26 protein-coding genes and 4 tRNA genes are annotated in these 26,808 nt (G+C 69.9%); 11 read left to right on the forward strand and 19 right to left on the reverse strand.

The window, feature by feature from the left end:
- Positions 1-29 precede the first annotated feature (29 nt).
- From IF188_RS04655 to pdxS, 8 genes are all read right to left on the reverse strand, one after another.
- Positions 30-491, reverse strand: a complete 462-nt coding sequence (locus IF188_RS04655; RefSeq protein WP_191170617.1) for a preprotein translocase subunit YajC — start codon at positions 489-491, stop codon at positions 30-32.
- Positions 492-574: 83 nt separating this feature from the next.
- The gene (gene ruvB / locus IF188_RS04660; protein ID WP_191170618.1) at positions 575-1,600 is read right to left on the reverse strand and encodes a Holliday junction branch migration DNA helicase RuvB; all 1,026 of its coding nucleotides are present in this window, start codon (positions 1,598-1,600) and stop codon (positions 575-577) included.
- A complete protein-coding gene (gene ruvA / locus IF188_RS04665; protein ID WP_191170619.1) occupies positions 1,593-2,219 on the reverse strand; it encodes a Holliday junction branch migration protein RuvA in 627 nt (208 codons plus the stop codon). Before ruvA ends, ruvB begins: the two co-directional genes overlap by 8 nt.
- 66 nt (positions 2,220-2,285) lie before the next feature.
- Positions 2,286-2,864, reverse strand: coding sequence for a crossover junction endodeoxyribonuclease RuvC (gene ruvC / locus IF188_RS04670; protein ID WP_191170620.1), 579 nt, complete (start codon positions 2,862-2,864; stop codon positions 2,286-2,288).
- 82 nt (positions 2,865-2,946) lie between these two features.
- Entirely contained in the window at positions 2,947-3,708 is a 762-nt protein-coding gene (locus IF188_RS04675) for a YebC/PmpR family DNA-binding transcriptional regulator (RefSeq protein WP_191170621.1), read from the reverse strand.
- Between the two features lie 72 nt (positions 3,709-3,780).
- Positions 3,781-4,302, reverse strand: coding sequence for a hypothetical protein (locus IF188_RS04680; protein WP_191170622.1), 522 nt, complete (start codon positions 4,300-4,302; stop codon positions 3,781-3,783).
- Between the two features lie 35 nt (positions 4,303-4,337).
- On the reverse strand, positions 4,338-4,934 hold the full coding sequence (pdxT, locus tag IF188_RS04685; RefSeq protein ID WP_396652738.1) for a pyridoxal 5'-phosphate synthase glutaminase subunit PdxT: 597 nt from the start codon (positions 4,932-4,934) through the stop codon (positions 4,338-4,340).
- Positions 4,931-5,821, reverse strand: a complete 891-nt coding sequence (pdxS, locus tag IF188_RS04690) for a pyridoxal 5'-phosphate synthase lyase subunit PdxS (RefSeq protein ID WP_191170623.1) — start codon at positions 5,819-5,821, stop codon at positions 4,931-4,933. Before pdxS ends, pdxT begins: the two co-directional genes overlap by 4 nt.
- Positions 5,822-5,964: 143 nt before the next feature.
- On the opposite strand from pdxS, the gene IF188_RS04695 reads away from it, so the two are divergent.
- Positions 5,965-7,305: an aminotransferase class I/II-fold pyridoxal phosphate-dependent enzyme gene (locus tag IF188_RS04695; protein ID WP_191170624.1), complete on the forward strand. Its 1,341-nt coding sequence runs from the start codon at positions 5,965-5,967 to the stop codon at positions 7,303-7,305.
- 7 nt (positions 7,306-7,312) lie between these two features.
- A complete protein-coding gene (pdxY, locus tag IF188_RS04700; RefSeq protein WP_191170625.1) occupies positions 7,313-8,164 on the forward strand; it encodes a pyridoxal kinase PdxY in 852 nt (283 codons plus the stop codon).
- 45 nt (positions 8,165-8,209) lie between these two features.
- Here pdxY and IF188_RS04705 read toward each other — a convergent pair whose 3' ends face one another.
- From IF188_RS04705 to IF188_RS04715, 3 genes are all read right to left on the reverse strand, one after another.
- Entirely contained in the window at positions 8,210-8,779 is a 570-nt protein-coding gene (locus tag IF188_RS04705; protein WP_191170758.1) for an HIT family protein, read from the reverse strand.
- 80 nt (positions 8,780-8,859) lie between these two features.
- The gene (thrS, locus tag IF188_RS04710; RefSeq protein ID WP_318152781.1) at positions 8,860-10,854 is read right to left on the reverse strand and encodes a threonine--tRNA ligase; all 1,995 of its coding nucleotides are present in this window, start codon (positions 10,852-10,854) and stop codon (positions 8,860-8,862) included.
- 143 nt (positions 10,855-10,997) lie between these two features.
- Positions 10,998-11,684, reverse strand: a complete 687-nt coding sequence (locus IF188_RS04715; protein ID WP_191170626.1) for a DNA alkylation repair protein — start codon at positions 11,682-11,684, stop codon at positions 10,998-11,000.
- A 49-nt stretch (positions 11,685-11,733) separates the two neighbouring features.
- On the opposite strand from IF188_RS04715, the gene IF188_RS04720 reads away from it, so the two are divergent.
- A complete protein-coding gene (locus tag IF188_RS04720) occupies positions 11,734-11,946 on the forward strand; it encodes a KTSC domain-containing protein (protein WP_191170627.1) in 213 nt (70 codons plus the stop codon).
- A 44-nt stretch (positions 11,947-11,990) separates the two neighbouring features.
- Here IF188_RS04720 and IF188_RS04725 read toward each other — a convergent pair.
- From IF188_RS04725 to IF188_RS04735, 3 genes are all read right to left on the reverse strand, one after another.
- Positions 11,991-12,062, reverse strand: a tRNA-Val gene (locus IF188_RS04725).
- 26 nt (positions 12,063-12,088) lie between these two features.
- Positions 12,089-12,159, reverse strand: a tRNA-Cys gene (locus tag IF188_RS04730).
- Positions 12,160-12,212: 53 nt separating this feature from the next.
- Positions 12,213-12,285, reverse strand: a tRNA-Gly gene (locus IF188_RS04735).
- 156 nt (positions 12,286-12,441) lie between these two features.
- On the opposite strand from IF188_RS04735, the gene IF188_RS04740 reads away from it, so the two are divergent.
- Positions 12,442-12,517, forward strand: a tRNA-Val gene (locus tag IF188_RS04740).
- A 61-nt stretch (positions 12,518-12,578) separates the two neighbouring features.
- On the forward strand, positions 12,579-13,028 hold the full coding sequence (locus IF188_RS04745; protein ID WP_191170628.1) for a pyridoxamine 5'-phosphate oxidase family protein: 450 nt from the start codon (positions 12,579-12,581) through the stop codon (positions 13,026-13,028).
- Here the strand turns inward: IF188_RS04745 and IF188_RS04750 are convergent.
- The 3 genes from IF188_RS04750 to zapE all read right to left on the reverse strand — a co-directional run bounded on the left by IF188_RS04750 (position 13,025) and on the right by zapE (position 16,159).
- The gene (locus IF188_RS04750; RefSeq protein ID WP_191170629.1) at positions 13,025-13,549 is read right to left on the reverse strand and encodes a type II toxin-antitoxin system PemK/MazF family toxin; all 525 of its coding nucleotides are present in this window, start codon (positions 13,547-13,549) and stop codon (positions 13,025-13,027) included. The genes IF188_RS04745 and IF188_RS04750 overlap by 4 nt on opposite strands.
- 113 nt (positions 13,550-13,662) lie before the next feature.
- Positions 13,663-14,931 carry an ammonium transporter gene (locus tag IF188_RS04755; RefSeq protein ID WP_191170630.1) on the reverse strand — a complete coding sequence of 423 codons (1,269 nt, stop codon included), beginning with the start codon at positions 14,929-14,931 and terminating at the stop codon, positions 13,663-13,665.
- A 199-nt stretch (positions 14,932-15,130) separates the two neighbouring features.
- The gene (gene zapE / locus IF188_RS04760; RefSeq protein ID WP_191170631.1) at positions 15,131-16,159 is read right to left on the reverse strand and encodes a cell division protein ZapE; all 1,029 of its coding nucleotides are present in this window, start codon (positions 16,157-16,159) and stop codon (positions 15,131-15,133) included.
- 178 nt (positions 16,160-16,337) lie between these two features.
- Here zapE and IF188_RS04765 point away from each other — a divergent pair, with 178 nt between their 5' ends.
- Together IF188_RS04765 and IF188_RS04770 are read left to right on the forward strand one after the other, a co-directional pair.
- Complete coding sequence (locus IF188_RS04765) at positions 16,338-17,243, forward strand: sulfurtransferase (protein WP_191170632.1); 906 nt, start codon at positions 16,338-16,340, stop codon at positions 17,241-17,243.
- 30 nt (positions 17,244-17,273) lie between these two features.
- A complete protein-coding gene (locus IF188_RS04770; RefSeq protein WP_191170633.1) occupies positions 17,274-17,711 on the forward strand; it encodes a SufE family protein in 438 nt (145 codons plus the stop codon).
- 9 nt (positions 17,712-17,720) lie between these two features.
- On the opposite strand, the gene IF188_RS04775 is transcribed toward IF188_RS04770, so the two are convergent.
- Positions 17,721-18,974, reverse strand: coding sequence for an alpha/beta hydrolase family protein (locus IF188_RS04775; RefSeq protein WP_224751417.1), 1,254 nt, complete (start codon positions 18,972-18,974; stop codon positions 17,721-17,723).
- A gap of 25 nt (positions 18,975-18,999) precedes the next feature.
- Here IF188_RS04775 and IF188_RS04780 point away from each other — a divergent pair, with 25 nt between their 5' ends.
- From IF188_RS04780 to IF188_RS04795, 4 genes are all read left to right on the forward strand, one after another.
- Positions 19,000-19,590, forward strand: coding sequence for a DUF3000 domain-containing protein (locus IF188_RS04780; protein WP_191170634.1), 591 nt, complete (start codon positions 19,000-19,002; stop codon positions 19,588-19,590).
- A complete protein-coding gene (locus IF188_RS04785) occupies positions 19,583-20,782 on the forward strand; it encodes a ribonuclease D (RefSeq protein WP_191170635.1) in 1,200 nt (399 codons plus the stop codon). The genes IF188_RS04780 and IF188_RS04785 overlap by 8 nt, the downstream gene beginning before the upstream one ends.
- Before the next feature lie 72 nt (positions 20,783-20,854).
- Positions 20,855-22,060, forward strand: a complete 1,206-nt coding sequence (locus IF188_RS04790; RefSeq protein WP_191170636.1) for a thiolase family protein — start codon at positions 20,855-20,857, stop codon at positions 22,058-22,060.
- An 11-nt stretch (positions 22,061-22,071) separates the two neighbouring features.
- On the forward strand, positions 22,072-24,216 hold the full coding sequence (locus IF188_RS04795) for a 3-hydroxyacyl-CoA dehydrogenase NAD-binding domain-containing protein (protein WP_191170637.1): 2,145 nt from the start codon (positions 22,072-22,074) through the stop codon (positions 24,214-24,216).
- Positions 24,217-24,285: 69 nt separating this feature from the next.
- Here IF188_RS04795 and pepN read toward each other — a convergent pair whose 3' ends face one another.
- Complete coding sequence (pepN, locus tag IF188_RS04800; RefSeq protein WP_191170638.1) at positions 24,286-26,793, reverse strand: aminopeptidase N; 2,508 nt, start codon at positions 26,791-26,793, stop codon at positions 24,286-24,288.
- Positions 26,794-26,808: the final 15 nt, after the last annotated feature.

Raw genomic sequence — 26,808 nt, forward strand, 5'->3', positions numbered from 1 at the left:
AGGTGCCCGAACGGGCGAACGGTCAGACCTTAGTCCTGTGCCTTGGTGCCGGACGCGGTGTCGCCGTTGTCGGCGTCCTTGTCCTTCGCCTTGGCGGCGTCGTCGCTGATCGAGCTGATGTCGCCGTTCGCCACGCCCTCGGCGTACTCGGCGTGGCTCTCTTCGGCCTCGAGGTACTCGTCCTCCGAGACCGAGTCGGTGCCGGGAGTCACGACGCGCAGGATGGCCTGGCTGTGGACCTTGATCTCGACGCCGGGCGCCAGTTCGACGATGGCCGGCTGGTCGAGGTTGTCGGGGTCGTACGCCACGATCGTGCCGTACAGGCCACCCTGCAGGAGCACCTCGGAGCCCGGTACGGTCTGACGCGCCTTCTCTTCCTGCTCGGCCTTCTGCTTCTGCATACGGCGGCGGGAGCTCCAGAACATGAAGACGAGGAGCACGACCAGCAGGATGATGAGGCCGTAGTTGCTCAGGAAGGCAGCGAAGTCCATGGAGCCGGTGGCACCTTTCGGGTCAGGCACGCGCCGTGGCGGCGGTGCCTTGCAGGAGGGGGGTAGGCGAAAGCCTCCAGCGATTATAGGTCATCGAATCCGAGCACCGATTCGACGCTCGCGACGCCGAGGTGCGCGTAGGCCTCGGGCATCGCGATGCGTCCGCGCGGTGTGCGGCCCATGAATCCGATGCGCACGAGGTAGGGCTCGACGACGGATTCGATCGTGTCGGGCTCTTCGCCGACCGCGACCGCCAGTGTGCTGAGGCCGACCGGACCGCCGCGGAACCGCCTCACGAGCGCGTCGAGCACCGCCCGGTCGAGGCGATCGAGGCCGATCGCATCGACGTCGTACAGGTCGAGCGCGGCGTCGACGGTGGCGATGTCGGCGCCGGTGCGGCCGTGCACGACGAGGTAGTCGCGCACCCGGCGCAGCAGGCGGTTCGCGATGCGTGGCGTGCCGCGCGAGCGACGTGCGATCTCAGCACGCGCCGCCGGAGGCAGCGACACGCCGAGCATGACGGCCGAGCGCTCGATGACGCGCTCGAGCTCTTCGGGCTCGTAGTACTCCAGGTGCGCCGTGAAGCCGAACCGGTCGCGCAGCGGATTGGGCAGCAGGCCCGAACGCGTCGTGGCACCGACTAGCGTGAACGGCGCGAGGTCGAGCGGGATGCTGGTCGCACCGGCCCCCTTGCCGACCATGATGTCGATGCGGAAGTCCTCCATCGCGAGATACAGCATCTCTTCGGCGGACCGCGCCATGCGGTGCACCTCGTCGATGAACAGCACCTCGCCCGGCGTGAGGCTCGACAGCAGTGCCGCCAGGTCGCCCGCGTGCTGGATCGCCGGCCCGCTCGACAGGCGCAGCGGGCGCCCGCTCTCGTGGGCGACGATCATCGCGAGAGTGGTCTTGCCGAGCCCGGGCGGGCCCGACAGCAGGATGTGGTCGGCGGGCCGCTGCTGGATGCGTGCGGCGTCGAGCAGCAGCTGCATCTGCCCGCGCACCTTCTGCTGCCCCACGAACTCCGAGAGCGAGGTCGGCCGCAGCGCTCCCTCGATCGCGAGCTCGGTCTCGTCGACGGGCTCGGCGTCGTCGTGGACGTCAACCACCGACGGTCTCCTTCCGTGCCGGGCCCAGTGCCGCCAGCGTCAGGCGCAGCAGCGCGGGCACGGATCCGCGGTCGGACTCGGGAGCCTCGGATGCCGCAGCCTCGACGGCCTCGGCGGCGGTGCGCTCGGACCAGCCGAGGCCGACCAGCGCCTGCACGACCTGGGCCGGGACGGCGGCCGAGGCGGCGGCATCCACTCCCCCCGATCCGGAGGGACGCGAGACCGCGATCTTTCCCGCCAGCTGCACCACGATGAGCTTCGCCGTCTTGGGGCCGATCCCCGACACGCGGCGGAAGGGCGCGTCGTCATCGCCTGCGACGGCATCGGCGATCTGCGGCACGGTGAGCGTCGCCAGCACCCCGAGCGCGGACTTGGGGCCGACACCCGTGACACCGAGGAGCTGGCCGAAGACGGTCAGTTCTTCGCGCGACTCGAAGCCGAACAGCGACAGGGCGTCTTCGCGCACGATCAGCATCGTGTGCAGCAGCACGGTGTCGCCGACATGGGTCGTGCGGGCGACCTGCGGCGTGACCGCGACGTGGAGCCCGACTCCCCCGACCTCGACGACGACCGAATCCGCATCGACGTGCACGGCGGTGCCGCGGACTGAGGAGATCATGCTGCGAGCCTACGGGGTGGTTCGGACGTTTGTTCGAGCGACACGCGCCCTCACGCTTCGACCGGCTCAGCGCCGGGCGAGCCGCTCAGCGTCGGCCCACGCGCGCTGCGCGGGCGTCAGGGAGCCGCTGGCGGCGGCGGTGGCGGGTGCGCCGCGCCACGCATGGCAGAGAGCGAGGGCGAGCGCGTCGGCCGCGTCGGCGGGCCTGGGCAGCTCGTCCAGGCGCAGCACGCGGGCCACCATGGTCTGCACCTGGCGCTTGTCGGCGTTGCCGTAGCCGGTGATGGCGGCCTTCACCTCGGAGGGCGTGTGGGTCGCGGCGGGGATGCCGCGCTCCCCCGCCACCAGCAGTGCGATGCCGCTGGCCTGTGCGGTGCCCATGACGGTCGCCCGGTTGTGCTGGGCGAAGACGCGCTCCACGGCCACGACATCGGGGGCGTGCGTGTCGAGCACGAGCCGGAGCCCCGCTGCGATGACGGCCAGGCGCTCCTCGATCGGGGCGTCGGTGTCGGACCGGACCACGCCCACGTGCACGAGCTGCGCGGAACGGTCCGCGGCGACATCGACCACGCCGACGCCGCAGCGGGTCAGGCCGGGATCGATGCCGAGGACGCGGAGCGGACCGCGCGAGCTGCCGTTTCGCACTCCCCCACGCTAGATGAGAGGAGCGGATGCCTCGGCCAGGCGCGCTGCGCCGGATGAGGCATCCGCTCGATCCGTGGTGTGCTCAGTCCTCGTCGGACTCGAGCTCCGCCTGCACCTCGGCGGTGAGGTCGAAGTTGCTGTAGACGTTCTGGACGTCGTCGCTGTCTTCGAGCGCGTCGATGAGACGGAACACCTTGCGCGCGGTGTCGGCGTCGACCTCGACCTTGAGGTTGGGGACGAACTCCACGTCGGCCGACTCGTACTCGATGCCCGCGTCCTGCAGCGCCGAGCGGACCGACACGAGGTCGGACGCCTCGGTGATGACCTCGAAGCCCTGCGCGTGCGGCTCGACCTCTTCGGCGCCGGCCTCGAGGACGGCGAGCATGACGTCGTCCTCGCTGGTGCCCTCGCTGCCGACCACGATCACGCCCTTGCGGGTGAAGTTGTACGCGACGCTGCCCGGGTCGGCGAGCGTGCCGCCGTTGCGGGTGAGCGCGGTGCGCACCTCGGCCGCGGCGCGGTTCTTGTTGTCGGTCAGACACTCGATCATGAGCGCGACGCCGTTGGGGCCGTAGCCCTCGTACATGATCGACGCGTACTCGACGGACTCGCCGCCGATGCCCGCACCGCGCTTGATGGCGCGATCGATGTTGTCTTTGGGGACCGAGGTCTTCTTCGCCTTGAGCACGGCGTCGAACAGCGTCGGGTTGCCCTGCAGGTCAGGGCCGCCGAGCTTGGCGGCGACTTCGATGTTCTTGATGAGCTTGGCCCACGACTTGGCACGACGCGCGTCGATGACGGCCTTCTTGTGCTTGGTCGTGGCCCACTTGGAATGCCCGGACATGGTCCTCCTGAAAATCGCTCGTCAGCGGAAGGCGCGTGAGCGCCTCGCCCGATGGACCAGTTTATCCCCCGGCTACAGGGCGAACTCGAAACCGAACCGCGACGACAGCAGCGCGACGAGGTCGCGCGGCACCTTCGTGAGGTACGCGGGGGCGGGCGCGAGCGTCTCGGGCGAGCCGATGAACGGGAAGTACACGGGCCCCTCGGTGAGGGCTTCGACCCGGTCGCGCACGGCGACGATCTCGGATCCGACGCGCCGCAGACTCGGCAGCGTGATGGGCGAGGCGAGCCGCAGCGTGTCGCTGATGGGCATGCGCCAGTGCGGCAGGTCGTCGCCGCGGCGCTCGCGTGTCTCCTCGCCGAGCGGGCCGAGCACGCGGCCCCACGCCGCGATGCCCGGCACCGGCAGCGTGCGGTCCCACACGAACAGCGTGTCGCCCGGTTCGGTGAAGCCGACGAGCTCGTGAGACCACTCGAAGCGGTGCTCGTCGCGCGCCTTGGGCGCCGACAGGGCGTCGCCGACGACACCGCGCGACGGCGCGATCATCCAGTAGCGCTCCTCGGGCTGCTCGCGCCACCAGTCGTTGATCGTCATGCGTCAGAATCTACCCCGCCGTGCGCGCTGTTCCCTCAGCGGACGCGCTCGCGCACCATGTCGAGGAACAGGCGATGGAACCGGTCCTCGCCGCTCACCTCGGGGTGGAACGAGGTGCCGAGCAGCGCGCCCTGGCGGACCGCCACGACACGGCCGTCGTCGAGCGTGGCGAGCCGCTCCACCGCGTCGCCGGCGTCGAGGACGAGCGGCGCGCGGATGAAGACCGCGTGCACGTGCGGGGCGCCGAGGGCGGGTACATCCAGATCCACCTCGAACGAGTCGACCTGGCTGCCGAACGCGTTGCGCTGCACCGTCACGTCCAGACCCCCGAACGTCTGCTGGCCGACGATTCCGTCAGCGATGCGATCTGCGAGCAGGATGAGCCCGGCGCAGGTCCCATAGACCGGCATGCCGTCGCTGATCGCTTCGCGAACGGGATGCCGCATCCCGAACGTCCTCGACAGCTTGTCGATCACGCTCGACTCGCCGCCGGGGATCACGAGGCCGTCGACGGAGGCGAGCTCGTCCGGACGACGGACGGCGACCACGTCGGCGCCCAGGTCCGCGAGCACGCGCGCGTGCTCGCGGACATCGCCCTGCAGCGCCAGGACGCCGACGCGCGGAGCGGTCACCAGCCGCGCTCGGCCAGGCGGTGCGGAGCCGGCAGGTCGGCGACGTTGATGCCGACCATGGCCTCGCCGAGGCCGCGCGACACGTCGGCGATCACCTTCGCGTCGTCGTAGAACGTCGTGGCCTTGACGATCGCGGCGGCGCGCTCGGCCGGGTTGCCCGACTTGAAGATGCCCGAGCCGACGAACACGCCGTCTGCGCCGAGCTGCATCATCATCGCCGCGTCCGCAGGCGTCGCGACGCCTCCCGCGACGAAGAGCACGACAGGCAGCTTGCCGGTCTCGGCGACCTCGGCGACGAGCTGATAGGGCGCCTGCAGCTCCTTGGCCGCGACGTACAGCTCGTCCTTCGACATCGAGCGCAGGGCGTTGATCTCGGCGTTGATCTTGCGGATGTGCTTGGTGGCCTCCGACACGTCGCCGGTGCCCGCCTCGCCCTTGGAGCGGATCATGGCGGCACCCTCGTTGATGCGGCGCAGCGCCTCGCCGAGGTTCGTCGCACCGCACACGAACGGCACCGTGAAGTTCCACTTGTCGATGTGGTTCACGTAGTCGGCGGGCGAGAGCACCTCGGACTCGTCGATGTAGTCGACGCCGAGCTGCTGCAGCACCTGGGCCTCGACGAAGTGGCCGATGCGGGCCTTGGCCATCACCGGGATCGAGACGGCCTCGATGATGCCATCGATCATGTCGGGGTCGCTCATGCGCGAGACGCCGCCCTCGGCGCGGATGTCGGCGGGCACGCGCTCCAGCGCCATGACGGCGACGGCACCGGCGTCCTCGGCGATCTTGGCCTGCTCGGGCGTGACGACGTCCATGATGACTCCGCCCTTGAGCATCTCGGCGAGGCCGCGCTTGACGCGGTCCGTTCCCGTGTCGGCAGTGCTCACGACGGTTCTCCCTTGGCTTGAACTCGACGGTCCACGCCGCCGAACGATCGGGTCAGGACAATGCACATATTGACCTAGGCCAAAAGATAGCATGGTCTGCGCCGTACAATCGGCGAGGACCGGCGAAGAGCAGGGACGGTGACATGACCTCCGACATCCGCGGCCGATCCGCGACCGAGATCGCCGACAGCGTGCGCGCGCTCATCGAGCGTGCGCGGCTGAGCCCGGGCGACCCGCTGCCGCCGGTGCGATCGCTCGCCGACGAACTCGGCGTCAACCGCAACACCGTCGTCGCCGCGTACCGGCAGCTGACGCAGGCCGGCGTGGTCGTGACGCTCGGCCGTGGCGGCACCCGTGTGGCGGACCTCGCCCCCGTCGCGCAGGAGGGCTTCGCAGCGGGCAGCGTGCTGCGCGATGTCGGCACCGGCAACCCCGACCCGGACCTCATCCCCGACATCGCGCCCGCGCTGGCGAGCATGGCGGGCCGCCCGGTGCTCTACGGCGAGCCGGTCATCGATCCCGACCTCGAACGCTGGGCGCGGGGGTGGATGAGCGTCGGCCTGGATGCGGTCGACCTGCGCCTCACCATCACGAGTGGTGCCGCCGACGCGGTCGAGCGGCTGCTCGCCCAGGCGCTCACGCGCGACGATGCCGTCGCGCTGGAGGACCCGTGCTTCCTCACGAGCATCCACACCGTGCGGATCGGGGGGTACCGCGCCGTCCCGGTGGCCGTCGACGACGAGGGGATGACGGTCGATGGTCTGCGCGCCGCGCTCGAGCAGGGCGTGCGGGCGGTCGTGCACACGCCCCGTGCCCAGAACCCCACCGGCGCGAGCCTGTCGGCCGCGCGTGCCGCCGAGCTGCGCGCCGTGCTGCGCGACCATCCGTACGTCCTCGTGATCGAGGACGACCATTTCTCGATGCTGTCTCAGCAGCCGTTCCACTCCCTCGTCTCGCCCGAGCACCGGCGCTGGGCGCTCGTGCGGTCGGTGTCGAAGTTCCTCGGACCTGACATGTGCCTGGCGGTGACGGCATCCGATCCCGAGACGGCAGAGCGCCTGGCGATGCGCCTGACTCCCGGCACGACGTGGGTCAGTCACCTGCTGCAGCGGCTCACGCTCGCGCTGGTGACCGACGAGGCGACCGCTGCCGGCATCGCGCGGGCCGGCATCCACTACGCCGCGCGCAACGCCGCGTTCGTCGAACGGCTGACCGCGTACGGTCTCGACGCCGAGGCGGGCGACGGACTCAACCTGTGGATCCCGCTGCCCGTCGCCGCACGCGCCGTCTCGGAGCATCTCATGCGCCGCGGTTGGCTCGCCCGCACGGGCGACGAGTTCCTTCTGTCGGGCGACGAGCCTTCGCATCGCCTGCGTCTGACCGTCCACGATCTCGACGACGAGGATGCCGCGCAGCTGGCCGCCGACCTCGCGGCCGCCGTCGCGGCCGCAGGCGGCAGGCTCCTCGTCCGCGAAGTGGGATGATCGACCGGTGAAGATCCTCTCGATCCAGTCGGCGGTCGCCTACGGCCACGTCGGCAACTCGGCAGCCGTGTTCCCGCTCCAGCGCATCGGCGTCGAGGTCATGCCGGTGTACACGGTCAACTTCTCCAACCACACCGGCTATGGCGCGTGGCGCGGCCCGATGATCAGCCCGGACGATGTGCGCGAGGTCATCCTCGGCATCGAGGAGCGCGGGGCCTTCCCCGGGATCGACGTGATCCTGTCGGGCTATCAGGGCGGCGAGGGAATCGCCGACGTCATCCTCGAGGCCGTCGCCCGCGTCAAGGCCGTCAACCCCGACGCCGTGTACGCGTGCGACCCGGTGATGGGCAATGCCAAGTCGGGCTGCTTCGTCGCTCCCGCCATCCCGGTCCTGCTGCGCGACCGCGTCGTGCCGGCGGCCGACATCATCACGCCCAACCAGTTCGAGCTCGGCTTCCTCACCGAGACCGAGCCCGCCGACCTCGAGTCCACCCTGGCGTCGGCCGACCTCGCCCGCGAGATGGGGCCGCGCACGGTGCTCGTCACGAGCGTCGAGCGACCCGACCGGCCCGAGGGCACCATCGAGATGCTCGCCGTCACGGACGACGGCGCGTGGATCGTGCAGACCCCGCACATCCCCATGAAGGCGAACGGCTCGGGCGATGTGACGGCCGCACTGTTCACGGCGCACTTCCGCCGCACCGGCGACGCCGCGGACGCGCTGGCGCGCACCACGTCGAGCGTCTTCGACCTGCTCGAGCGCACGCACGCCTCGGGCGAGCGAGAGCTGCAGCTCATCGAGTCGCAGGACGCCTACGCGAATCCCCGACTGCAGTTCACCGTCGAGCAGGTGCGCTGAGACTTCGTGGAAAGAGGGATGCCGGGCGCCCGGCATCCCCTCTCCTTATGCGTTCCAGGCGTCCGAGACCGCGCGCCGCACCTCGCCGAGCAGCTGCGGGAGTGCCTTCGTCCTGGCGATGATCGGGAAGAAGTTCGCATCTGAGGCCCACCGCGGCACGATGTGCTGGTGCAGGTGCTCGTCGACCCCGGCGCCGGCGACATGGCCCTGGTTCATGCCGATGTTGAACCCGTCGCATCGCGAGACCTGACGCAGCACGCGCATGCCCTGCTGCGTCAGGCGTCCGATCTCGGCGACCTCTTCGTCGGTCGCCTGGTCGTACGTCGCGATGTGGCGATACGGGCACACCAGCAGGTGGCCTGAGTTGTACGGGAACAGGTTCAGCAGCGCGTAGGCGGTGTGCCCCCGGAAGACGATCAGGCCGTCCTCGTCGGACTTGTGCGGCGCCTCGCAGAAGGGGCACTCCTTGCGCAGCACCTCGGGACCCGCCTGGATGTACGCCATCCGGTGCGGGGTCCAGAGGCGCTGGAACTCGTCCGGCACTCCCGCGAACGTGGCGGCGTCGACGAGGGCCGGGTCGGCGGCATCCCCTTCGGGAGCGACCGGCCCGGCCACGTCGACGTCCGTCACGAACCCTTCGACAGGCTCAGGGACCGTGACTTCGCGTTCGCGACTCCCCGCAAGCGGGTCGTCGTTCACGCGAAGTCCTCCGCGGTGTTCACCAGCGCATGCGCTGCGATCGCCTCGCGCACCCGGCGCACCGCGTCGGCGATGGGCACGCCGTTCTCTTGCGAGCCGTCGCGGAAGCGGAACGACACCGTGCCTGCGGACTGATCCTGCGCACCCGCGATGAGCTGGAGCGGCACCTTCTGGGTGGTGTGCGTGCGGATCTTCTTCTGCATCCGGTCGTCGGAGTGGTCGAGCTCGGCGCGGACGCCCTCGGCCTTGAGCAGGTCGACGACCTCGCCGAGGTAGTCGGCGAACTCCTCGGCGACGGGGATGCCCACGACCTGCACCGGCGACAGCCACACCGGGAACGCCCCCGCGTAGTGCTCCAGCAGGATCGCGAAGAACCGCTCGATCGAGCCGAACAGCGCGCGGTGAATCATGATCGGCCGCTTCTTCTGGCCGTCGCGGTCGGTGTACTCCAGCTCGAACCGCTCGGGCAGGTTGGGGTCGACCTGGACGGTCGACAGCTGCCAGGTGCGGCCGATGGCGTCACGGGTCTTGAGGTCGATCTTGGGGCCGTAGAACGCCGCCTCGCCGGGCACTTCGGTGAGCTTCAGACCGCTCGCGAGGGCGACGTTGCGGAGGGCGTTCGTCGAGTACTCCCAGAACTCGTCCGAGCCGATCCACTTGTCCTTCTCGTCGTCGCGCATCGACAGCTCGAGCTCGAAGTCGTCGAGACCGAAGTCGCGGAGCATCGAGATGACGAACTCGAGCACGCGGGTCGCCTCGCCCTCCAGCTGCTCGGGGGTCACGAACAGATGCGAGTCGTCCTGGGTGAAGCCGCGCACGCGGGTGAGGCCGTGCAGGGCGCCCGAGAGCTCGTTGCGGTAGACCGTCCCGTTCTCGGCCAGGCGCATCGGCAGATCGCGGTAGCTGCGTGCGCGCTCCTTGTAGATCAGGATGTGCATCGGGCAGTTCATGGGCTTCAGGTAGTAGTCCTGGCCCTGCTTGGTGATCTCGCCGTGCTCGTCGCGCTCCTCGTCCATCACGATGGGCGGGAACATGCCCTCCTTGTAGGTGACGAGGTGGTTCGAGGTGAGGAACAGGTCCTGCTTCGAGATGTGCGGGGTGTACACGTAGGTGTAGCCGCCGGCGATGTGACGGCGGCGCGCGTGCTGCTCCATCTCGCCGCGGACGATGCCGCCCTTGGGATGCCACACCGACAGGCCCGACCCGATCTCGTCAGGGAACGAGAACAGGTCGAGGTCCTTGCCGAGCTTGCGGTGGTCCCGCTTGGCCGCCTCTTCCAGACGGGTCTGGTAGGCCCGCAGCTCGTCCTTCGACGGCCACGCGGTGCCGTAGATGCGCTGCAGCTGCGGGTTCTTCTCGCTGCCGCGCCAGTAGGCCCCGGCGACGCGCTGCAGCGCCCAGCCGTTGCCGATCAGGCGGGTGCTGGGCAGGTGCGGCCCGCGGCAGAGGTCCTTCCAGACCGTCTGGCCGTCACGGTCGACGTTGTCGTAGATGGTCAGCTCGCCGGCGCCGACCTCGACCGAGGCGCCCTCGGTCTTCTCCGCCCCGCCGCCCTTGAGTCCGATCAGCTCGAGCTTGAAGGGCTCGTCGACGAGCTCGGCGCGCGCCTCTTCGTCGGTCACGACACGGCGCACGAAGCGCTGGCCCTCGCGGACGATGCGCTGCATCTCCTTGTCGATCGCCTTCAGATCTTCGGGAGTGAAGGGATGCTCCACACCGAAGTCGTAGTAGAAGCCGTCGGTGATGGGCGGGCCGATGCCGAGGTTGGCCTGCGGGTTGATGCGCTGGACGGCCTGCGCCATCACGTGCGCGGTCGAGTGGCGCAGGATCGCCAGCCCGTCGGGGCTGTCGATGGTGACCGGCTCGACGGCATCCGTCTCGGTCACCACGGTCGCGAGGTCTTTCAATTCGCCGTTCACCCGCAGCGCGACCACGGATCGGTCGGGGAACAGGGCGAAGCCGTCGGCGGGATAGGGCACAGCGTCAGTCACGGAAACTCTCCTGGGAATGGCTCGGATCAAGGCTACTCAGCTTCGGGCGCACGCCGCGCCCCGCCCGCTCAGGCGCCGAGCGTTCGCGTGATGGTCTTGAGTGCCGCCGCGGCGGTCGACCAGACGAGTTCCACGCGACGATTCTACCCAGTGGCCTGGGCCGGAGCCGCCCCGAGATGCTTGAGCGCCTCACGGCGTGTCAGCGGGCTCAGCCCGTGCGTGTCGACGTAGCCCCGCACCCACCCCGGCGCGACGCGTGCGTACTCGCGCAGCGCCCAGCCGATCGCCTTGCGGATGAAGAACTCCGCGTCGGAGGTGTTCGGATCGACGGTGTCGACGAGCACGTCGGGATCGAGGCGGATGCCGCGCCCGAGCTGCGACAGGATCGCGATGCGCCGGATCCACAGATCGGCGTCCCGAGCCCACTCGTGCACGAGCGCCGCGGTGTCGGCGGGGCGTGCGTCATGGAGGTCGGCAAGGCGATGCGCGAGCTCGTCGGTGTAGTCCCACCACTGGCCGGTGCGCACCATGTGCTCGACGACGGGAACGAGCCGGGCGTCGGCATGAAGGGGCCGCAGCGAAAGCAGTGCCATGGCCGCGTACCGCTCCTCGCGGAATCCGGCGGCGTCCCACAGCTCGAGGGCCGCATCGCTCAGCGCCGCGGCATCCATCCCCTTCGCGAGGCTCTTCGCGACGCGGCGGGCCTCGGGAACGCGGACGCCGAGGAACGGCATCTCGGACTTCATGTACCGCTGCTGGCCGGGCGCGCGCTCGGGATCGGCGACGGCACGCAGTCCCGCCCGGATCCGGTCGGTGAGCTGATCGGTCACGCGACCACGGTAGCGGTCGGCTCCCTGGTCGGCGGCGTAGCCTGAGGCGATGCGGCGAGAGCAGCTGGACTCCACGGCGATCGCGTCGGCCGGCTACGACGTCGGCACCGGCGTGCTGGAGCTCGAGTTCACGTCGGGCGAGGTGTACCGCTACTTCGCGGTGCCGCCGTCGATCCACCGAGGGCTCGTGTCCGCCGCGAGTGCCGGGCGCTTCTTCCGGGAGCGGGTTCGGGACGTCTACCCGGCCGAGCATGTCCGTTGATCGGAGGCGACAAAAAAACCCCCGGAGAACCGAGGGTTTCATCGTGCGCGATACTGGGATCGAACCAGTGACCTCTTCCGTGTCAGGGAAGCGCGCTACCGCTGCGCCAATCGCGCCTAAAGAGGCTGTTCAGTTGTCGGCGAGGTGGCGACGGGATTCGAACCCGTGTAAACGGCTTTGCAGGCCGGTGCCTAGCCGCTCGGCCACGCCACCGCGTGTGGTTTGACCCCACGTGCCGTGATCCCTGGAGGGGATCCCTGCACTTGAGCGGATGACGAGACTCGAACTCGCGACCCTCACCTTGGCAAGGTGATGCGCTACCAACTGCGCTACATCCGCATTTCGTTCCCTTCGCTCTCGCGCCGGGCACTTGTAAGACTTTAGCCGACGTTCGGCCGCATGCAAAACCAGATGCAGCCCGCGCGTGTCACACCGTTGTGGTTCGAGGCATGCCCCGGCATCCGGTACTATCGTTACTCGTCCCCCTCGGGGCACGGGCGATTGGCGCAGTTGGTAGCGCGCTTCCTTCACACGGAAGAGGTCATCAGTTCGAGTCTGGTATCGCCCACCATGAGAAAACCCCCGGTCCGCCGGGGGTTTTCTCAATTTCGTACGGCGGTATCGTGCTCTCCATGGTGCTCGATCCGAATGAGCGGGAGTCCGTCGTCGCGTTCCTCCGCGACCACGGCCGCGGCGTCGTCGCGACCGTCTCACCCGAAGGGGTTCCCGAAGCCGCCCTGGTCGGGCTCGTGGCGCTCGACGACGGCTCGATCCTCTTCAACGCCCTCGCCTCATCCCGCAAGGTCGCGAATCTCGGAGCCCGGCCGGTGATCGCGATCGTGGTCGGCACCGACGGCGACGTCACGCTGCAGATCGAGGGGCCCGCGTCGATCGCGGGTCCCGACCGACGTGCCGCGCTGGGCGAGGAGTTCCTGCGTCACGCGCCGGGATCGCGCGTGCACGAGGAAGGGTTCGCCCTGGTCGTGGTCACGCCTGAGTGGGTGCGCGTGTACGACGCGTCCGCCGCACCGTCGGTGAGCGCAGAGGCGCGCTGGGACGCCGGCATCCCGCCCGTGGCCTAGCGAGGCTCCCCCACCGCCCACCCGTAGCGGCGGTGAAGGGCGTCCGCGACGCGCACGAAGCGCTCCAGGTCGAGCGCGGCCGCCTCGCGCCGCATGCCGGCGCGGTGAACGAGGTAGAACTGGTCGATGTCGACCCACGACGGACGGCCCTGCGAGTCCCACGCGCCGGATCCGATCGGAAGGAAGTCGCGCTGGCCGTCGTGAGCCTTGCTGGTCAGCTTCACGGCGTAGACCGTGTCGGCGTCGCGCCGCCCGATGACCAGCACCGGGCGATCCTTGCCACGACCGTCGCGCTCCGCGTACGGCACCCAGGTCCAGACGATCTCGCCGGCATCGGGGTCCGCGTCGTGCACCGGCTTGTACGTGATCCGCAGCGACGACCGGTCCGGCGGGTCGATCTCTCTTGTGGCGGTGCCGCCTGAGCGGCCCGGAGCGTCAGCTCCCGGGGCGGTCGGCGTCGTCGAGCGACGCCGGGACGGCGTGAAGAGGTTCAGCAGGGAGGAGAGGATGCCGCGGGCCACGGGATCACGATAACGGCCGTGTGCGGCATCCTCTCTTCACGTGCCCCCGGCCACGCCGAAGGGGCGTCGCGGCGGGGGGAACCGCGACGCCCCTTCGGATCTGGATCGTCGTGTCAGGCGCGGGCGCCCTCGAGGACGTAGCCCTCTTCTCCGTGCACGACGGTGTCGATGCCGGCGACCTCGTCCTCGTTCTTCACGCGGAAGCCGATCGTCTTCTCGATGACCCAGCCGATCGCGTAAGCGAGGACGAACGAGTACACGAGCACTGCCAGGGCGGCGATCGTCTGCACCAGCAGCTGCGTCAGGTTGCCGCTGTAGATGAGTCCGGTCGTGTTGGCGAAGAAGCCGAGGTAGAGCGTGCCGAGAAGACCGCCGACCAGGTGGATGCCCACGACGTCGAGCGAGTCGTCGAAGCCCCACTTGTACTTGAGCTCGATCGCCAGGGCGCAGACAGCACCGGCGACGAGGCCGAGCACGATGGCCCAGATCGGGGTGAGCGAGGCGCAGGCGGGCGTGATCGCGACCAGACCAGCGACGGCGCCGGAGGCGGCGCCGACCGAGGTGGGCTTTCCGTCCTTGATCTTCTCGACGAGCAGCCACGCCAGCAGAGCCGCGGCGGGAGCGGCGATCGTGTTGACGAAGGCCACGGCGGCGGTGCCGTCGGCGGCGAGCTCGGAGCCCGCGTTGAAGCCGAACCAGCCGAACCACAGCAGGCCGGCGCCCAGCAGCACGAACGGCGGGTTGTGCGGCACGTGCACGCCCTTCTGGAAGCCGAGGCGCTTGCCGAGCACGAGGGCGAGGGCGAGGGCGGCCGCACCGGCGTTGATGTGGACCGCGGTGCCACCGGCGAAGTCGATCGCGCCGACCCCGAAGACCTCCTGCATGCCGTAGGTGATCCAGCCGCCGTACGCGAAGCTGCCGTCGTCGGCGAGGCCGAAGTTGAACACCCAGCTCGCCACCGGGAAGTACACGATCGTCGCCCAGATCGCGGCGAAGATCATCCACGAGCCGAACTTGGCGCGGTCGGCGATCGCGCCCGAGACGAGCGCGACGGTGATGATCGCGAAGGTCGCCTGGAATGCGACGAACGCGAGCGGCGGGTAGGCGGCGCCTTCCGGGACCTCCAGCAGGCTCGTCAGGCCGATGGCGGACCAGTCGATGGACCACGGCGGAACGAGGCCCTCAGAGCCGGGGAACGCGATGGCGTAGCCGTAGACGACCCACAGCACGCCGATGAGGCCGAGGGCGCCGAAGCTGAGCATCATCATGCTGATGACGCTCTTGGCCTTCACCAGGCCGCCGTAGAAGAACGCGAGGCCGGGCGTCATCAACAGGACGAGCGCAGCCGTGATGAGCATGAATGCGGTGTTGCCTTGATCCATCTCCGTGGAGAACCTCTCTGCGGGGGACGCAGGATAGCGTCGGGTCCCCTCAGTGTCGCGAGGTGCCGTTTCGGCGGCGGGCCATCCCGTGTTTCCCGTTGGTTACACGAGGGCCCCGAGCGTAAACATCGTGTTTCGGCGCGCCGAACGGGGCCCGTGAATCAGGCCGGAGTCGACTGGTCCAGCGGGTGTCGCGCGCTCAGGCGAGCGTCGAGGCCACCAGGCGGGAGATGGCGCGCAGGTACTTCTTGCGGTAGCCGCCGGCGAGCATCTCCTCGGGGAAGACGAGGTCGAGCGAGGTGCCCGTGGCGCGGATGGGCAGCTGCGCGTCGTACACGCGGTCGACGAAGGCGACGAAGCGCAGCGCCGCTGACTGGTCGGTGAACGGCTGGACGTCGCGCAGCCCCACCGTGGCCAGCCCGTCGATGAGGCGGATGTACCGAGAGGGGTGCACGTGCGCGAGGTGCGCGACGAGGGCGTCGAAGCCGTCGTCCGAGGCCAGTCCCGTCGTCGCGGCGTCCGCGATCGCCGCCTCGTACTGGGCGGCCGACAGCACCGCCGCGTGCCCGTCCACGGCGCGGTGGCGGTAGTCGGTGCCGTCGATGCGCACGGTCTGGAAGCTCGCGGCCATCGCGTGGATCTCGCGGAGGAAGTCCTGGGCGGCGAACCGCCCTTCGCCGAGCGCGTTCGGCGGCGTGTTCGAGGTCGCGGCCAGTCTCGTGCCCGACGACACGAGCTCGCCGAGCAGGCGGGTCATCACCATGGTGTCGCCCGGATCGTCGAGTTCGAACTCGTCGATGCACAGCAGGTCGGCCCCGCGGAACAGCTCCACCGTGTTCTGGTAGCCGAGCGCGCCGACGAGCGCCGTGTACTCGATGAACGAACCGAAGTACTTCCGGCGTGCCGGCATCGCGTGGTACACGGATGCCAGCAGGTGGGTCTTGCCCACGCCGAACCCGCCGTCCAAGTAGACACCGGGCTTGATCTCGGGCCGCTTCGCCCGTCGGAAGAGGCCGCCCTTGGCGGGGGCGCCACCGCCCGTGAACGCGATCAGGAGGTCCTTGGCCTCTTGCTGGGACGGAAAGGCCGCGTCGGCGCGGTAGGTGTCGAACGTCGCGCCGGAGAACTGCGGCGGCGGCACGAGCGCCGCGACCATCTCGGCGCCGGCGAGCTGCGGCGTCCGCTCCGTGAGGTGGACGACGCCGGTGCGGGTGGCGGAGACGGTCATACGGGTCCTCTGCGGGAGAAGAACGCGGCGACCTGTGACGGAGTCTTACGTCGAGGCCTCGCGCGGGCACATGGGAATCTAGGGTCGGAGTCGACGGTTCAACCCTAACCGTCAGCCCTGTGCGCATCATCCGCACGGCGCCGCCGACCCGAGCGCGTCCCGAGACCCAGGAGAAGCCATGTCCGTCGAGTTCGACACGTCGTCAGAGAAGTTCGCCGAGTACGCCGATCCCGGCCGTCTCGTCACCGGGGACTGGCTGCAGGCGCGGCTCGGGCAGCCGGGCCTGGTGGTCGTCGAGTCCGACGAGGACGTCCTGCTCTACGAGACCGGCCACATCCCCGGCGCCGTCAAGGTCGACTGGCACACCGAACTCAACGACCCGGTCGTACGGGACTACGTCGACGGCGAGGGCTTCGCCGAGCTCGTGGGCCGCAAGGGCATCTCGCGCGACGACACGGTCGTCATCTACGGAGACAAGAACAACTGGTGGGCCGCCTACGCGCTGTGGGTCTTCTCGCTGTTCGGCCACGAGGACGTGCGACTTCTCGATGGCGGCCGCGACAAGTGGATCTCGGAAGGGCGCCCGATCACGAGGGATGCCTCGACCCCGGCGCCGACCGAGTACCCGGTCGTGGAGCGCGACGACTCGCTGCTGCGCGCCTACAAGGATGACGTGCTGGCGCACCTCGGCAAGGGACCGCTGATCGACGTGCGCTCCCCCGAGGAATACGACGGGACGCGCACCTCCGCCCCCGCCTACCCCGAGGAGGGCGCTCTGCGCGGCGGGCACATCCCGACTGCGCAGAGCGTGCCGTGGGCGCGGGCGGTCGCCGAGGACGGCGGCTTCAAGACGCGTGCCGAGCTCGACGCGATCTACCGCGGCGAGGCGGGCCTGCAGGACGGCGACGCGATCGTCGCCTACTGCCGCATCGGGGAGCGCTCCAGTCACACGTGGTTCGTGCTCGCGCATCTGCTCGGCTTCCAGGACGTGCGCAACTACGACGGCTCGTGGACCGAATGGGGCAGCGCCGTCCGCGTGCCGATCGTGACCGGCGCCGAGCCCGGCGAGGCGCCCGGCCGCTGACGCCGGCATCCACATGCGAAACTGGTCCCGATGACTGATTCGCTGCCCGAGCGGCTCGCCGAGATCCGCGACGAGTTCCTCGAGCTCGCCGAACCCGACCGGCTGCAGCTGCTGCTCGAGTACTCGTACGAGCTGCCCGCGATCCCCGCCGAGTACGAGGGGCACCCCGAGCTCGCGGAACGGGTGGTCGAGTGCCAGTCGCCGGTCTACATCATCGTCGACGTCGACGACTGCGGCACGGTGGCGATGCACGCGACGGCTCCGGCCGAGGCGCCGACGACGCGTGGCTTCGCCAGCATCCTCGCGCAGGGGCTGACCGGACTCAGCGCTGCCGAGGTCGCAGCGGTCCCGGCGGACTACCCGCAGACGCTCGGCCTCACGCGAGTGGTCTCGCCGCTGCGCATCTCGGGCATGACCGGCATGCTGCTGCGCGCACAGCGTCAGGCGCGCGCGAAGTCCGGCCTCTGACGGCGCCGATCAGTCGCCGGCGAGCCCCTGCTCGGCGAGCCAGGAGCGGATGCTGCCAGACCACCGCTCCTGGTCGTAGTTCCACAGCTTGGTGTGGCGCGCGACCTCGAAGACCTGCATCTGCACGAGGTCGGGGCGTGCCGCGACCAGGCTGTGCGACGCGTCCGACGGCACGAATCCATCGTCGTCGCTGTGGAGGATGAGGATCGGATGCCGCAGCTCCGCCGCGCGGGCGACCACGTCGAGGCGGTCGAGATCGATCGCACCGCCCGTGCGGGTGAGCGGGGACGCCCACTCGTTCTGGAGGGCGCCGATCGCGAAACGGCTCATCGCGGCAGGCACCCGCTCCGCCCGCGCCTGGAACTGCAGCACCACGCGCCAGTCGACGACGGGCGACTCGAGGATGAGTCCGGCGATCGCGTCGCCGTGGGCGGAGTTCAGGGAGAGCTGCAGTGCGATGGCGCCGCCCATCGACCAGCCCATGACGATCACGCGGCGCGCACCGCGGCGACGGGCGAACCCGACCGCGGCGTCGACGTCGCGCCACTCGGTGTCGCCGAGCGCATACGTTCCGGTGCGGCTGCGCGGCGCCTCGCCGTCGTTGCGGTACGACACCACCAGCGACGTGATGCCGAGGGCGTGGAACACCGGGACGGCGCGCAGGCACTCCGCGCGCGTCGTGCCGCGGCCGTGGACCTGGATGACCCACGTGTCGCCGTCGCCCGCCGGGAACAGCCACGCGGGGCACGGACCGACCGTCGAGCCGATGAGCTCAGGGGTGAACGGCAGGTGGAGCTGCTCGGGGTGATCGAAGTACCACCCGCTGAACGCGGCGTCAGGCTCGAGCCGTGCGTCAGGACCGACGTGGGTGAGCAGCTTGCGCTTCACGCTCGTCGCGTCCTCCGACAGCACGGAGCCGAGCTTGACGTAGTCTGACGTGCCCGTCGTGAACAGGCCGTAGCGCCCGGGCAGCTCGGTGTCCGGCGTGCGTGAGAGCGTGATCGTCTGCGCCGCCGTGTCGAGCGCGAGGATCCGGGTGTCGGGCTGACGGCGTGACGGCGTGACGACGCGACGCGCCATCACGACCGAGCCGGTGGCCAGGGCGCCGAGCGCGGCTGCCAGGCCGAGACTCAGCACGGTGAGCGCGGCCCTGACGCCGAGGGCGTAGGCGGGAGCGGGCCGCGCGGCGCGCGATCCCGCAGCCCGCAGCCGGCGGGGAGGAGGAGTTGCGCCGTCTCTCGCGGCGCGCCTGGAGGCGACCATCGAGGCATCACTCTAGTCTGTCCGCGTGGTTGAGCAGCGTCCCCCCGCGGCACCGGGCTCGTTCGAGCAGGCCGCCGCCGCGGTGCGCGCGATCGTGTTCCGTGACGACCTGACGGTCACCGAGATCACCGCGCCGCAGGGCCTCGCGCCCGACGCCCTCGCGATCGCCGGCGACGTGCGGTCCACGCCGGACGACACCGAGGCGCCATACGGCACCGGTCGCCTCGTGCTGCTGCACGATCCGGAGGAACCCGCGCCGTGGAACGGCGCGTGGCGGATCGTCTGTTTCGCGCAGGCGCCGCTCGAGCCGGAGATCGGGATCGATCCGCTGCTGGCCGATGTCGCCTGGACCTGGCTCACCGACGCGCTGAAGTCCCGTCGGGCAGCGCACCACTCGGCGTCCGGAACGGCCACGAAGACACTGTCGAAGGGGTTCGGATCGCTGGCATCCGAAGGGGACGGTGCGCAGATCGAGCTGCGGGCGTCGTGGTCTCCGGAAGGCGACATCGCTCCGCACGTGGAAGCATGGGCGGAGTTGTTGTGCATGCTGGCGGGTCTGCCGCCCGGCTCGGAAGGGATCGCGATGCTCGATTCGCGCAGGTCGCCGCGTGGCTGACTACGACGTCATCGATGAGGTCGGCCGTGCCGTCGAAGCCGCCCGCCGGCTGGCCGACGGCACCGGTCCGGTGGCCGTCGACGTCGAGCGTGCCTCCGGCTTCCGCTATTCGCAGCGGGCGTACCTCGTTCAGGTCTATCGGCGCGGGGCGGGGGTGTTCCTCTTCGATCCGCCGCCCATCGGCGACTTCGGCGCGCTCGAAGACGCGATCGGCGGCGAGGAGTGGGTTCTGCACGCGGCGAGCCAGGACCTGCCGTCGCTGCGCGAGATCGGGCTCGAACCGCCGAGCATCTTCGACACCGAGCTGGCGGCAAGGCTGCTCGGACACGAGCGGGTGGGTCTGGGGGCCGTGGTCGAGGACACGCTCGGCATCACACTGGCCAAGGCGCACTCCGCATCCGACTGGTCGACGCGCCCGCTCCCCCAGGCCTGGCTCGAGTACGCCGCGCTCGACGTCGAGCACCTGATCGATGTGCGCGACAAGCTCGCGATCGAGCTGGACGAACAGGGCAAGACGGACTTCGCCGCGCAGGAGTTCCGCGCCGTGCTCGAGCGCGAGCCCAAGCCGCCCCGCGAGGAGCCCTGGCGGCGGCTGAGCGGCCTGCACACGGTGCGCGGCCGCAAGGCCCTGGCGATCGCCCGCGAGCTGTGGACGGCACGTGAGGAGTACGCGCGCGAAGAGGATGTCGCCCCGGGCCGGCTCGTTCCCGATCGCGCCCTGGTGGCGGCCGTGCTCGCCGACCCGAAGACGAAGAGCGCCCTCGCCGCCGTCAAGGACTTCACGGGCCGTGCCAGCCGCTCGCAGCTGGATCGCTGGTGGGCTGCCATCGAGGCCGGCCGTGCGGTGACGCAGCTGCCCCTCGAGCGAGCCTCCGGAGGCGACACCCTGCCGCCGCCCCGCGCCTGGATCGACCGCAACCCCGAGGCCGACGCACGGCTGAAGGCCGCGCGCCCGCTCGTCGAGCAGCGTGCCGAAGAGCTGAACATGCCGACCGAGAACCTGCTGACGCCCGAGCTGCTGCGGCGGGTCGCCTGGACTCCCCCGCAGCCGCTGTCGGCGGCATCCATCGGCGAAGCCCTCGCGGGACTCGGCGCGCGGCCGTGGCAGATTGAGCAGACCTCACAGCTGATCGCCGATGCCTTTGTGGATTCCGTGCAAGTCTCGTCGGAGGCGTCCGAAGCGGCTTCGTAGGTTCGGACCAATCGATTTCGTGAGACCCAGTCTCACCGTAGGCTGGATTCGATCCCAAACTATGGAGGCAGAGTGGCCGAGATCTCGGACGTCTTCTTCGTCGATGGAATGCGCACCCCGTTCGGGCGCGCCGGCGAGAAGGGCATGTACTGGAACACCCGAGCGGACGACCTTGCAGTCAAGGCGACGATCGGGCTCATGGAGCGCAACCCGAGCGTTCCCAAGGACCGCATCGACGACGTCGCCATCGCCGCGACCTCGCAGACCGGCGACCAGGGTCTGACCCTCGGCCGCAGCGTCGCGATCCTGGCCGGGCTTCCTCAGACGGTCCCCGGCTTCGCGATCGATCGCATGTGCGCCGGCGCGATGACGAGCGTGACCACGATGGCGGGCTCCATCGGCGTCGGCATGTACGACCTCGCCCTCGCGGGCGGCGTCGAGCACATGGGCCACCACCCGATCGGCGGCAACGCCGATCCGAACCCGCGCTTCGTCAGCGAGCGCATGGTCGACCCGGGCGCCCTCAACATGGGCGTCACCGCCGAGCGCATCTTCGACCGCTTCCCGCACCTCACCAAGGAGCGCTCCGACCGGTTCGGGATGCTGAGCCAGCACAAGGCGCAGGCCGCGTACGACGCGGGCAAGATCCAGCCCGACCTGGTGTCGGTAGCGATCAAGGATGCCGAGGGCTCGTGGGGCCTGGCCACCGAGGACGAGGGCCGTCGCCCGCAGACCACGATGGAGGACCTCGCGGCGCTGAAGACTCCCTTCCGTCCGCACGGCCGCGTGACGGCCGGCACCTCGTCGCCGCTCACCGACGGAGCCACGATGTCTCTGCTCGCCGGCGGCGGCGCCGTGAAGGAGCTGGGCCTGCGTCCCAAGATGAAGCTCGTGTCGTTCGCATTCGCGGGCGTGCAGCCCGAGATCATGGGCATCGGCCCGATTCCGTCGACCGAGAAGGCTCTCAAGAAGGCCGGTCTGACGATCGACGACATCGGCCTGTTCGAGCTCAACGAGGCCTTCGCCATCCAGGTGATCTCGCTGCTCGACCACTTCGGCATCGCCGACGACGACCCGCGCGTCAACCAGTGGGGCGGCGCGATCGCGCTCGGGCACCCGCTCGCCGCATCCGGTGTGCGCCTGATGATCCAGCTCGCGGCGCAGTTCGCCGAGCGCCCGGACGTCCGCTACGGCCTCACCGCGATGTGCGTGGGCCTCGGCCAGGGCGGCTCGGTCATCTGGGAGAACCCGTTCTACGACGGCAAGAAGAAGCGCTGAGGATCCGACAGATGACCAACTACGACGACATCGACTTCTCGCCGATCCTCGCACTGACCGAGGGCGAGGTGATCACCCACTCCCGCGTGCGTGACATCCGTCTCGGCTCGGGCAAGGTGCTCGCCCTCATCACGCTCGACAACGGCCGCGACCACACGCGCCCGAACACGCTCGGCCCCGCCACGATGTTCCAGCTCGGCGAGACGCTCGACGCCCTCAAGGCGCGCGCCGCGGCGAGCGAGATCCAGGCGGTCGGCATCACGGGCAAGCAGTACATCCTGGCCGCCGGAGCCGACCTCAGCGACATCACCAAGGTCGGATCGAAAGACAACGCGCGTCTGGTCGCGCAGCTCGGTCACAAGGTGTTCGGCAAGCTCGCCGACCTCGGCGTGCCGACGTTCGCCTTCGTCAACGGCCTCGCCCTCGGCGGCGGACTCGAGATCGCGCTCAACAGCGCCTATCGAACGGTGGATGCCTCGGCCGCGGCGATCGCGCTGCCCGAAGTGTTCCTCGGCATCATCCCCGGCTGGGGCGGCGCCTATCTGCTGCCGAACCTCATCGGCATCGAGAACGCGCTCGAGGTGGTCATCTCGAACCCGCTCAAGCAGAACCGGATGCTCAAGCCCCAGCAGGCGTTCGACTACGGGATCGTGGACGCGATCTTCCCCGCGGCCAACTACCTCGAGGACTCGCTGGCGTGGGCCGACGGCGTGCTGACCGGCAAGGTCAAGGTCGAGCGCAAGAACGAGCCCGGCAAGATCGAGCGCCTCACCAAGTGGCCGATCGCCATCAAGATGGCCCGAGGGATGCTCGAGTCCAAGATCGGCACCGTGCCGAAGTCGCCGTACGCGGCCCTCGAGCTGCTCGACAAGGCCAGGAGCGGCACGAAGGCCGAGGGCTTCGCTCGCGAGGACGAGGCTCTCGCCGAGCTCGTCACCGGCGACCAGTTCGCGGCGTCCATGTACGCCTTCGACCTGGTGCAGAAGCGCGCCAAGCGACCGGTCGGCGCGCCCGACAAGGCGCTCGCGAAGAAGGTCACCAAGGTCGGCATCATCGGTGCGGGCCTCATGGCGAGCCAGTTCGCCCTGCTGTTCGTGCGCAAGCTGCAGGTGCCCGTGCTGATCACCGATCTGGACCAGGCCCGTGTCGACAAGGGTGTGGCGTACATCCACGACGAGATCGGCAAGCTCGAGGCGAAGGGCCGCCTGGACGGCGACAGCGCCAACAAGCTGCGCGCGCTCGTGACCGGCACCACCGACAAGAGCCTCTACGCGGACTGCGACTTCGTGATCGAGGCCGTGTTCGAAGAGGTCGGCGTCAAGCAGCAGGTGTTCGGGGAGATCGAGCAGATCATCGCCGAGGACGCGATCCTCGCGACCAACACCTCGTCGCTCTCGGTCGAAGAGATCGGCGCGAAGCTCGCTCACCCCGAGCGCCTCGTCGGCTTCCACTTCTTCAACCCGGTGGCGGTCATGCCGCTCATCGAGATCGTGAGGACGCCGCACACGTCGGACGCCGCGCTGTCGACGGCGTTCGTCGTCGCGAAGAACCTCGGCAAGAACGCGGTGCTCACCGCCGACGCGCCGGGGTTCGTCGTCAACCGTCTGCTGGCCAAGGTCATGGGCGAGGCCGCGCGGGCCGTCTATGAGGGCACGCCCGTCGCCGAGGTCGAGAAGGCGTTCGCCCCGCTCGGCCTGCCGATGGGGCCGTTCCAGCTCATCGATCTCGTCGGGTGGAAGGTCGCCGCCCACGTGCAGGACACGATGGTGCGCGCCTTCCCCGACCGCTTCTACGCGAACGAGAACTTCCACGCCCTCGCGGAGTTGCCCGAGGTCGTCGAGAAGGACAAGGGCGGCCGCGTGACCGGCTGGACGAAGGCGGCCGAGAAGCTGCTCAAGCCGGCCGTGGGCTCGACGCCGGCATCGCCCGAGACCATCCTCGCGCGCGTGCAGGACGGACTCGCGCAGGAGATCAAGCTGATGCTGGACGAGGGTGTCGTGCCCGAGGTCGAGGACATCGATCTGTGCCTCATCCTCGGCGCAGGCTGGCCGTTCATCGACGGCGGAGCCTCGCCGTACCTCGACCGCGAGGGCGCCTCGCAGCGCGTGTTCGGCGACACCTTCCACCACCCGGTGATCAAGGGCATCGGCGGCTGACGCACACAGCGACACGACGACCCCGGGCATCCCGCCCGGGGTCGTCGTCGTTTCGGGATGCCGCCGACCTCAGCCGGCCGCCGGCTGCGCGGCGCGCACACGCAGCTCTCGGGCCAATCCGTCACGCTGTTCGATGACGAGCCGGCGCAGGGCGGCGGGCGCGTCGAGGTTGTCGGCGAGCCATGCATCGACATCGGTGAGCGAGTCCGAGGACGGGAACAGGCCGACCACGAGCCGCCGTGCGATCTCGATGCTGCGCTCGGCCCACGCGGGTCGGATCCGCGAGTAGTACTCGGCGTCGAAGCGTTCGACGAGGTCACGACGGTCGCCCGCGCGCACACCCGCGATCGTGGCGGCGAGGTGGTCGTTCGTCAGCGTGCGGTCATCCCAGGCGGCGTGCCAGGCGGCTTCGCGGACGGCGCTGTCGGGCCGTGCGGCGAGGACCGTCCGGTGCGCGACGTGTCCCTGCGCCGAGGGGTCCGTCGCGAGCTCGGCATCCGCGTCGGCGCCCGATGCGTGACCGGTCGCCGCCAGTGCCACCAGCCACGCCCAGCGCAGCTCGGGGTCGAGTGCGAGGCCTTCCGGTGCCGGCGAGCTCTGCGCGAGGATCGCCCGCATCTCGTCCGCGCGGTCCGCGGATCGGGCCGCGGCCGTCCCGAGGGCGCGGGCCCAGGCGAGCTGGGAGTCGGAACCCGATACGGCGGCCCAGAGCGCGTTCCAGCACGTCTCGAGCCATGCGTCGGCGAGCAGGCTGCGGTCATTCGCGGCCGCGTAGCGCCCGATCGCCACGTCGGCGTGTGCGAGGGCGTCGGTGACGAGCGCGATGTTCGTCTCGCGCGTCGCATGTTCGGAGACGATCTCGACCAGACGCGCCACCGGCAGCTCGCCGTCCCGGGTCGAGTTCCACAGGGACGCCCAGATCACCGCGCGCGCGACCGGATCCTCGATCGACGACAGGTAGGAGGCGGCGGCGTCGGTGGAGTCGTCGTCGAGACGGACCTTCGCGTACGTGCTGTCGTCGACGTTGGGCAGGACGAGATCGATCCCCGCGCCGGTCGCGCCGGTGAGCAGCGTTCGCGGCTCGACAGCGTCGACCTCGAACGTGCTCCGCTGTGTGAGGCGGCCGTCGGCGACGGTGAAGAGCCCGCTCGTGAGCCGATGCGGGCGCGGGTCCGTCTGCGTCAGCACGAGGGCGTCGGCGGCATCCCGCTCGATCGCGATCTCCGAGACCCCGCTGGTCTGCAGCCAGGCGCGACTCCACGCATCCAGATCGCGTCCGGACTCCGCCTCGAGGGCCGAGAGCAGGTCGGGCAGCGTCGTGTTGCCGAACGCGTGGTCGGCGAAGTACCGCTGCGCGCCGCGGAAGAAGGCGTCCTCCCCCACGAACGCGACGAGCTGCTTGAGCACCGAGGCGCCCTTGGCGTACGTGATGCCGTCGAAGTTCAGCTTGGCGGCCTCGAGGTCCGGGATGTCGGCGACGATCGGGTGCGTCGTCGGCAGCTGGTCCTGCACGTACGCCCATCCTTTGCGCCGGCTGGCGAACGTCACCCAGGCGTCGGGGAATCCCCCCGCGGCCACCGCGGCATGTGCGCCCATGAAGTCGGCGAACGACTCCTTGAGCCACAGGTCGTCCCACCAGCGCATCGTGACGAGGTCGCCGAACCACATGTGCGCCATCTCGTGCAGGATCGTGTTCGCCCGGCCCTCGTGCTGCGCCGCCGTCGACGCGCCGCGGAAGACGTAGCTCTCGGTGAACGTCACCAGGCCCGGGTTCTCCATCGCGCCGAGGTTGTACTCGGGGACGAAGATCTGGTCGTACTTGCCCCAGGGATACGGGTACGCGAACGCCCGCTCGAAGAACTCCAGACCGCGCCGGGTGATGTCGAGGATCTCGTCGGCGTCGAGGTGCCGGGCGAGCGAGGCCCGGCAGAGCACGCCGAGCGGCACGACGCGATCGTCGCTGCGCCATTCGCCGTCGACGCGGTGATACGGGCCGGCGGCGACCGCCGTGATGTAACTCGACAGCGGCAGCGTCTCGGCGAAGCGGACGCGCACACCGCCGGGGACCTCTTCACGCGCGACCTCGGCGCCGTTGGAGAGGATCTGCCATCCCGCCGGTGCGGTGACGGCGAACCGCCACCGCGCCTTCAGATCGGGCTGCTCGAAGACCGGATAGACCCGACGCGAGTCGGCCGGCTCGTACTGCGTGTACAGGTAGACCTCGCCGTCGACGGGGTCGCGGAACCGGTGCAGTCCTTCGCCCGACGTGCTGTAGCGACCGCGGCCCCGCACCGTGACCACGTTGTGGGCGGCGAGCCCGTCGACGCGGATGCGGGCGCCGTCCCACTCGACGGGCCGGTCCGAGCCGTTGACCGTCACGCTCTCGACGGCGTCGCCGAGGAAGTCGATCCAGGTCTCGTCCGCCGTGGCCGCGAACGTCAGCGTCGCGACGGTGGGGAAGGTCTGCGTGGCCAGGTCCTGCGCGCTTCGCACGTCGAGATCCACCTCGACGGTCTCCAGGCGGATGGTGCTCGATCTGGCCGCCGTCTCGTCACGGCTGAGGTTCGAGGTCGTCATGCCATCCATGCTTTC

This window comes from Microbacterium helvum, from assembly GCF_014779795.1.
Classification (GTDB): Bacteria; Actinomycetota; Actinomycetes; order Actinomycetales; family Microbacteriaceae; genus Microbacterium; species Microbacterium helvum.

Bases quoted from the DNA above. Each gene is read 5' to 3' on its own strand.
- IF188_RS04655 (WP_191170617.1), bottom strand. From the start codon at position 491: ATGGACTTCGCTGCCTTCCTGAGCAACTACGGCCTCATCATCCTGCTG.
- ruvA (WP_191170619.1), bottom strand. From the start codon at position 2,219: ATGATCTCCTCAGTCCGCGGCACCGCCGTGCACGTCGATGCGGATTCG.
- IF188_RS04675 (WP_191170621.1), bottom strand. From the start codon at position 3,708: ATGTCCGGGCATTCCAAGTGGGCCACGACCAAGCACAAGAAGGCCGTC.
- IF188_RS04680 (WP_191170622.1), bottom strand. From the start codon at position 4,302: ATGACGATCAACGACTGGTGGCGCGAGCAGCCCGAGGAGCGCTACTGG.
- IF188_RS04695 (WP_191170624.1), top strand. From the start codon at position 5,965: ATGACCTCCGACATCCGCGGCCGATCCGCGACCGAGATCGCCGACAGC.
- IF188_RS04720 (WP_191170627.1), top strand. From the start codon at position 11,734: ATGCGGCGAGAGCAGCTGGACTCCACGGCGATCGCGTCGGCCGGCTAC.
- IF188_RS04745 (WP_191170628.1), top strand. From the start codon at position 12,579: ATGGTGCTCGATCCGAATGAGCGGGAGTCCGTCGTCGCGTTCCTCCGC.
- IF188_RS04755 (WP_191170630.1), bottom strand. From the start codon at position 14,931: ATGGATCAAGGCAACACCGCATTCATGCTCATCACGGCTGCGCTCGTC.
- zapE (WP_191170631.1), bottom strand. From the start codon at position 16,159: ATGACCGTCTCCGCCACCCGCACCGGCGTCGTCCACCTCACGGAGCGG.
- IF188_RS04765 (WP_191170632.1), top strand. From the start codon at position 16,338: ATGTCCGTCGAGTTCGACACGTCGTCAGAGAAGTTCGCCGAGTACGCC.
- IF188_RS04770 (WP_191170633.1), top strand. From the start codon at position 17,274: ATGACTGATTCGCTGCCCGAGCGGCTCGCCGAGATCCGCGACGAGTTC.
- IF188_RS04775 (WP_224751417.1), bottom strand. From the start codon at position 18,974: ATGGTCGCCTCCAGGCGCGCCGCGAGAGACGGCGCAACTCCTCCTCCC.
- IF188_RS04795 (WP_191170637.1), top strand. From the start codon at position 22,072: ATGACCAACTACGACGACATCGACTTCTCGCCGATCCTCGCACTGACC.
- pepN (WP_191170638.1), bottom strand. From the start codon at position 26,793: ATGACGACCTCGAACCTCAGCCGTGACGAGACGGCGGCCAGATCGAGC.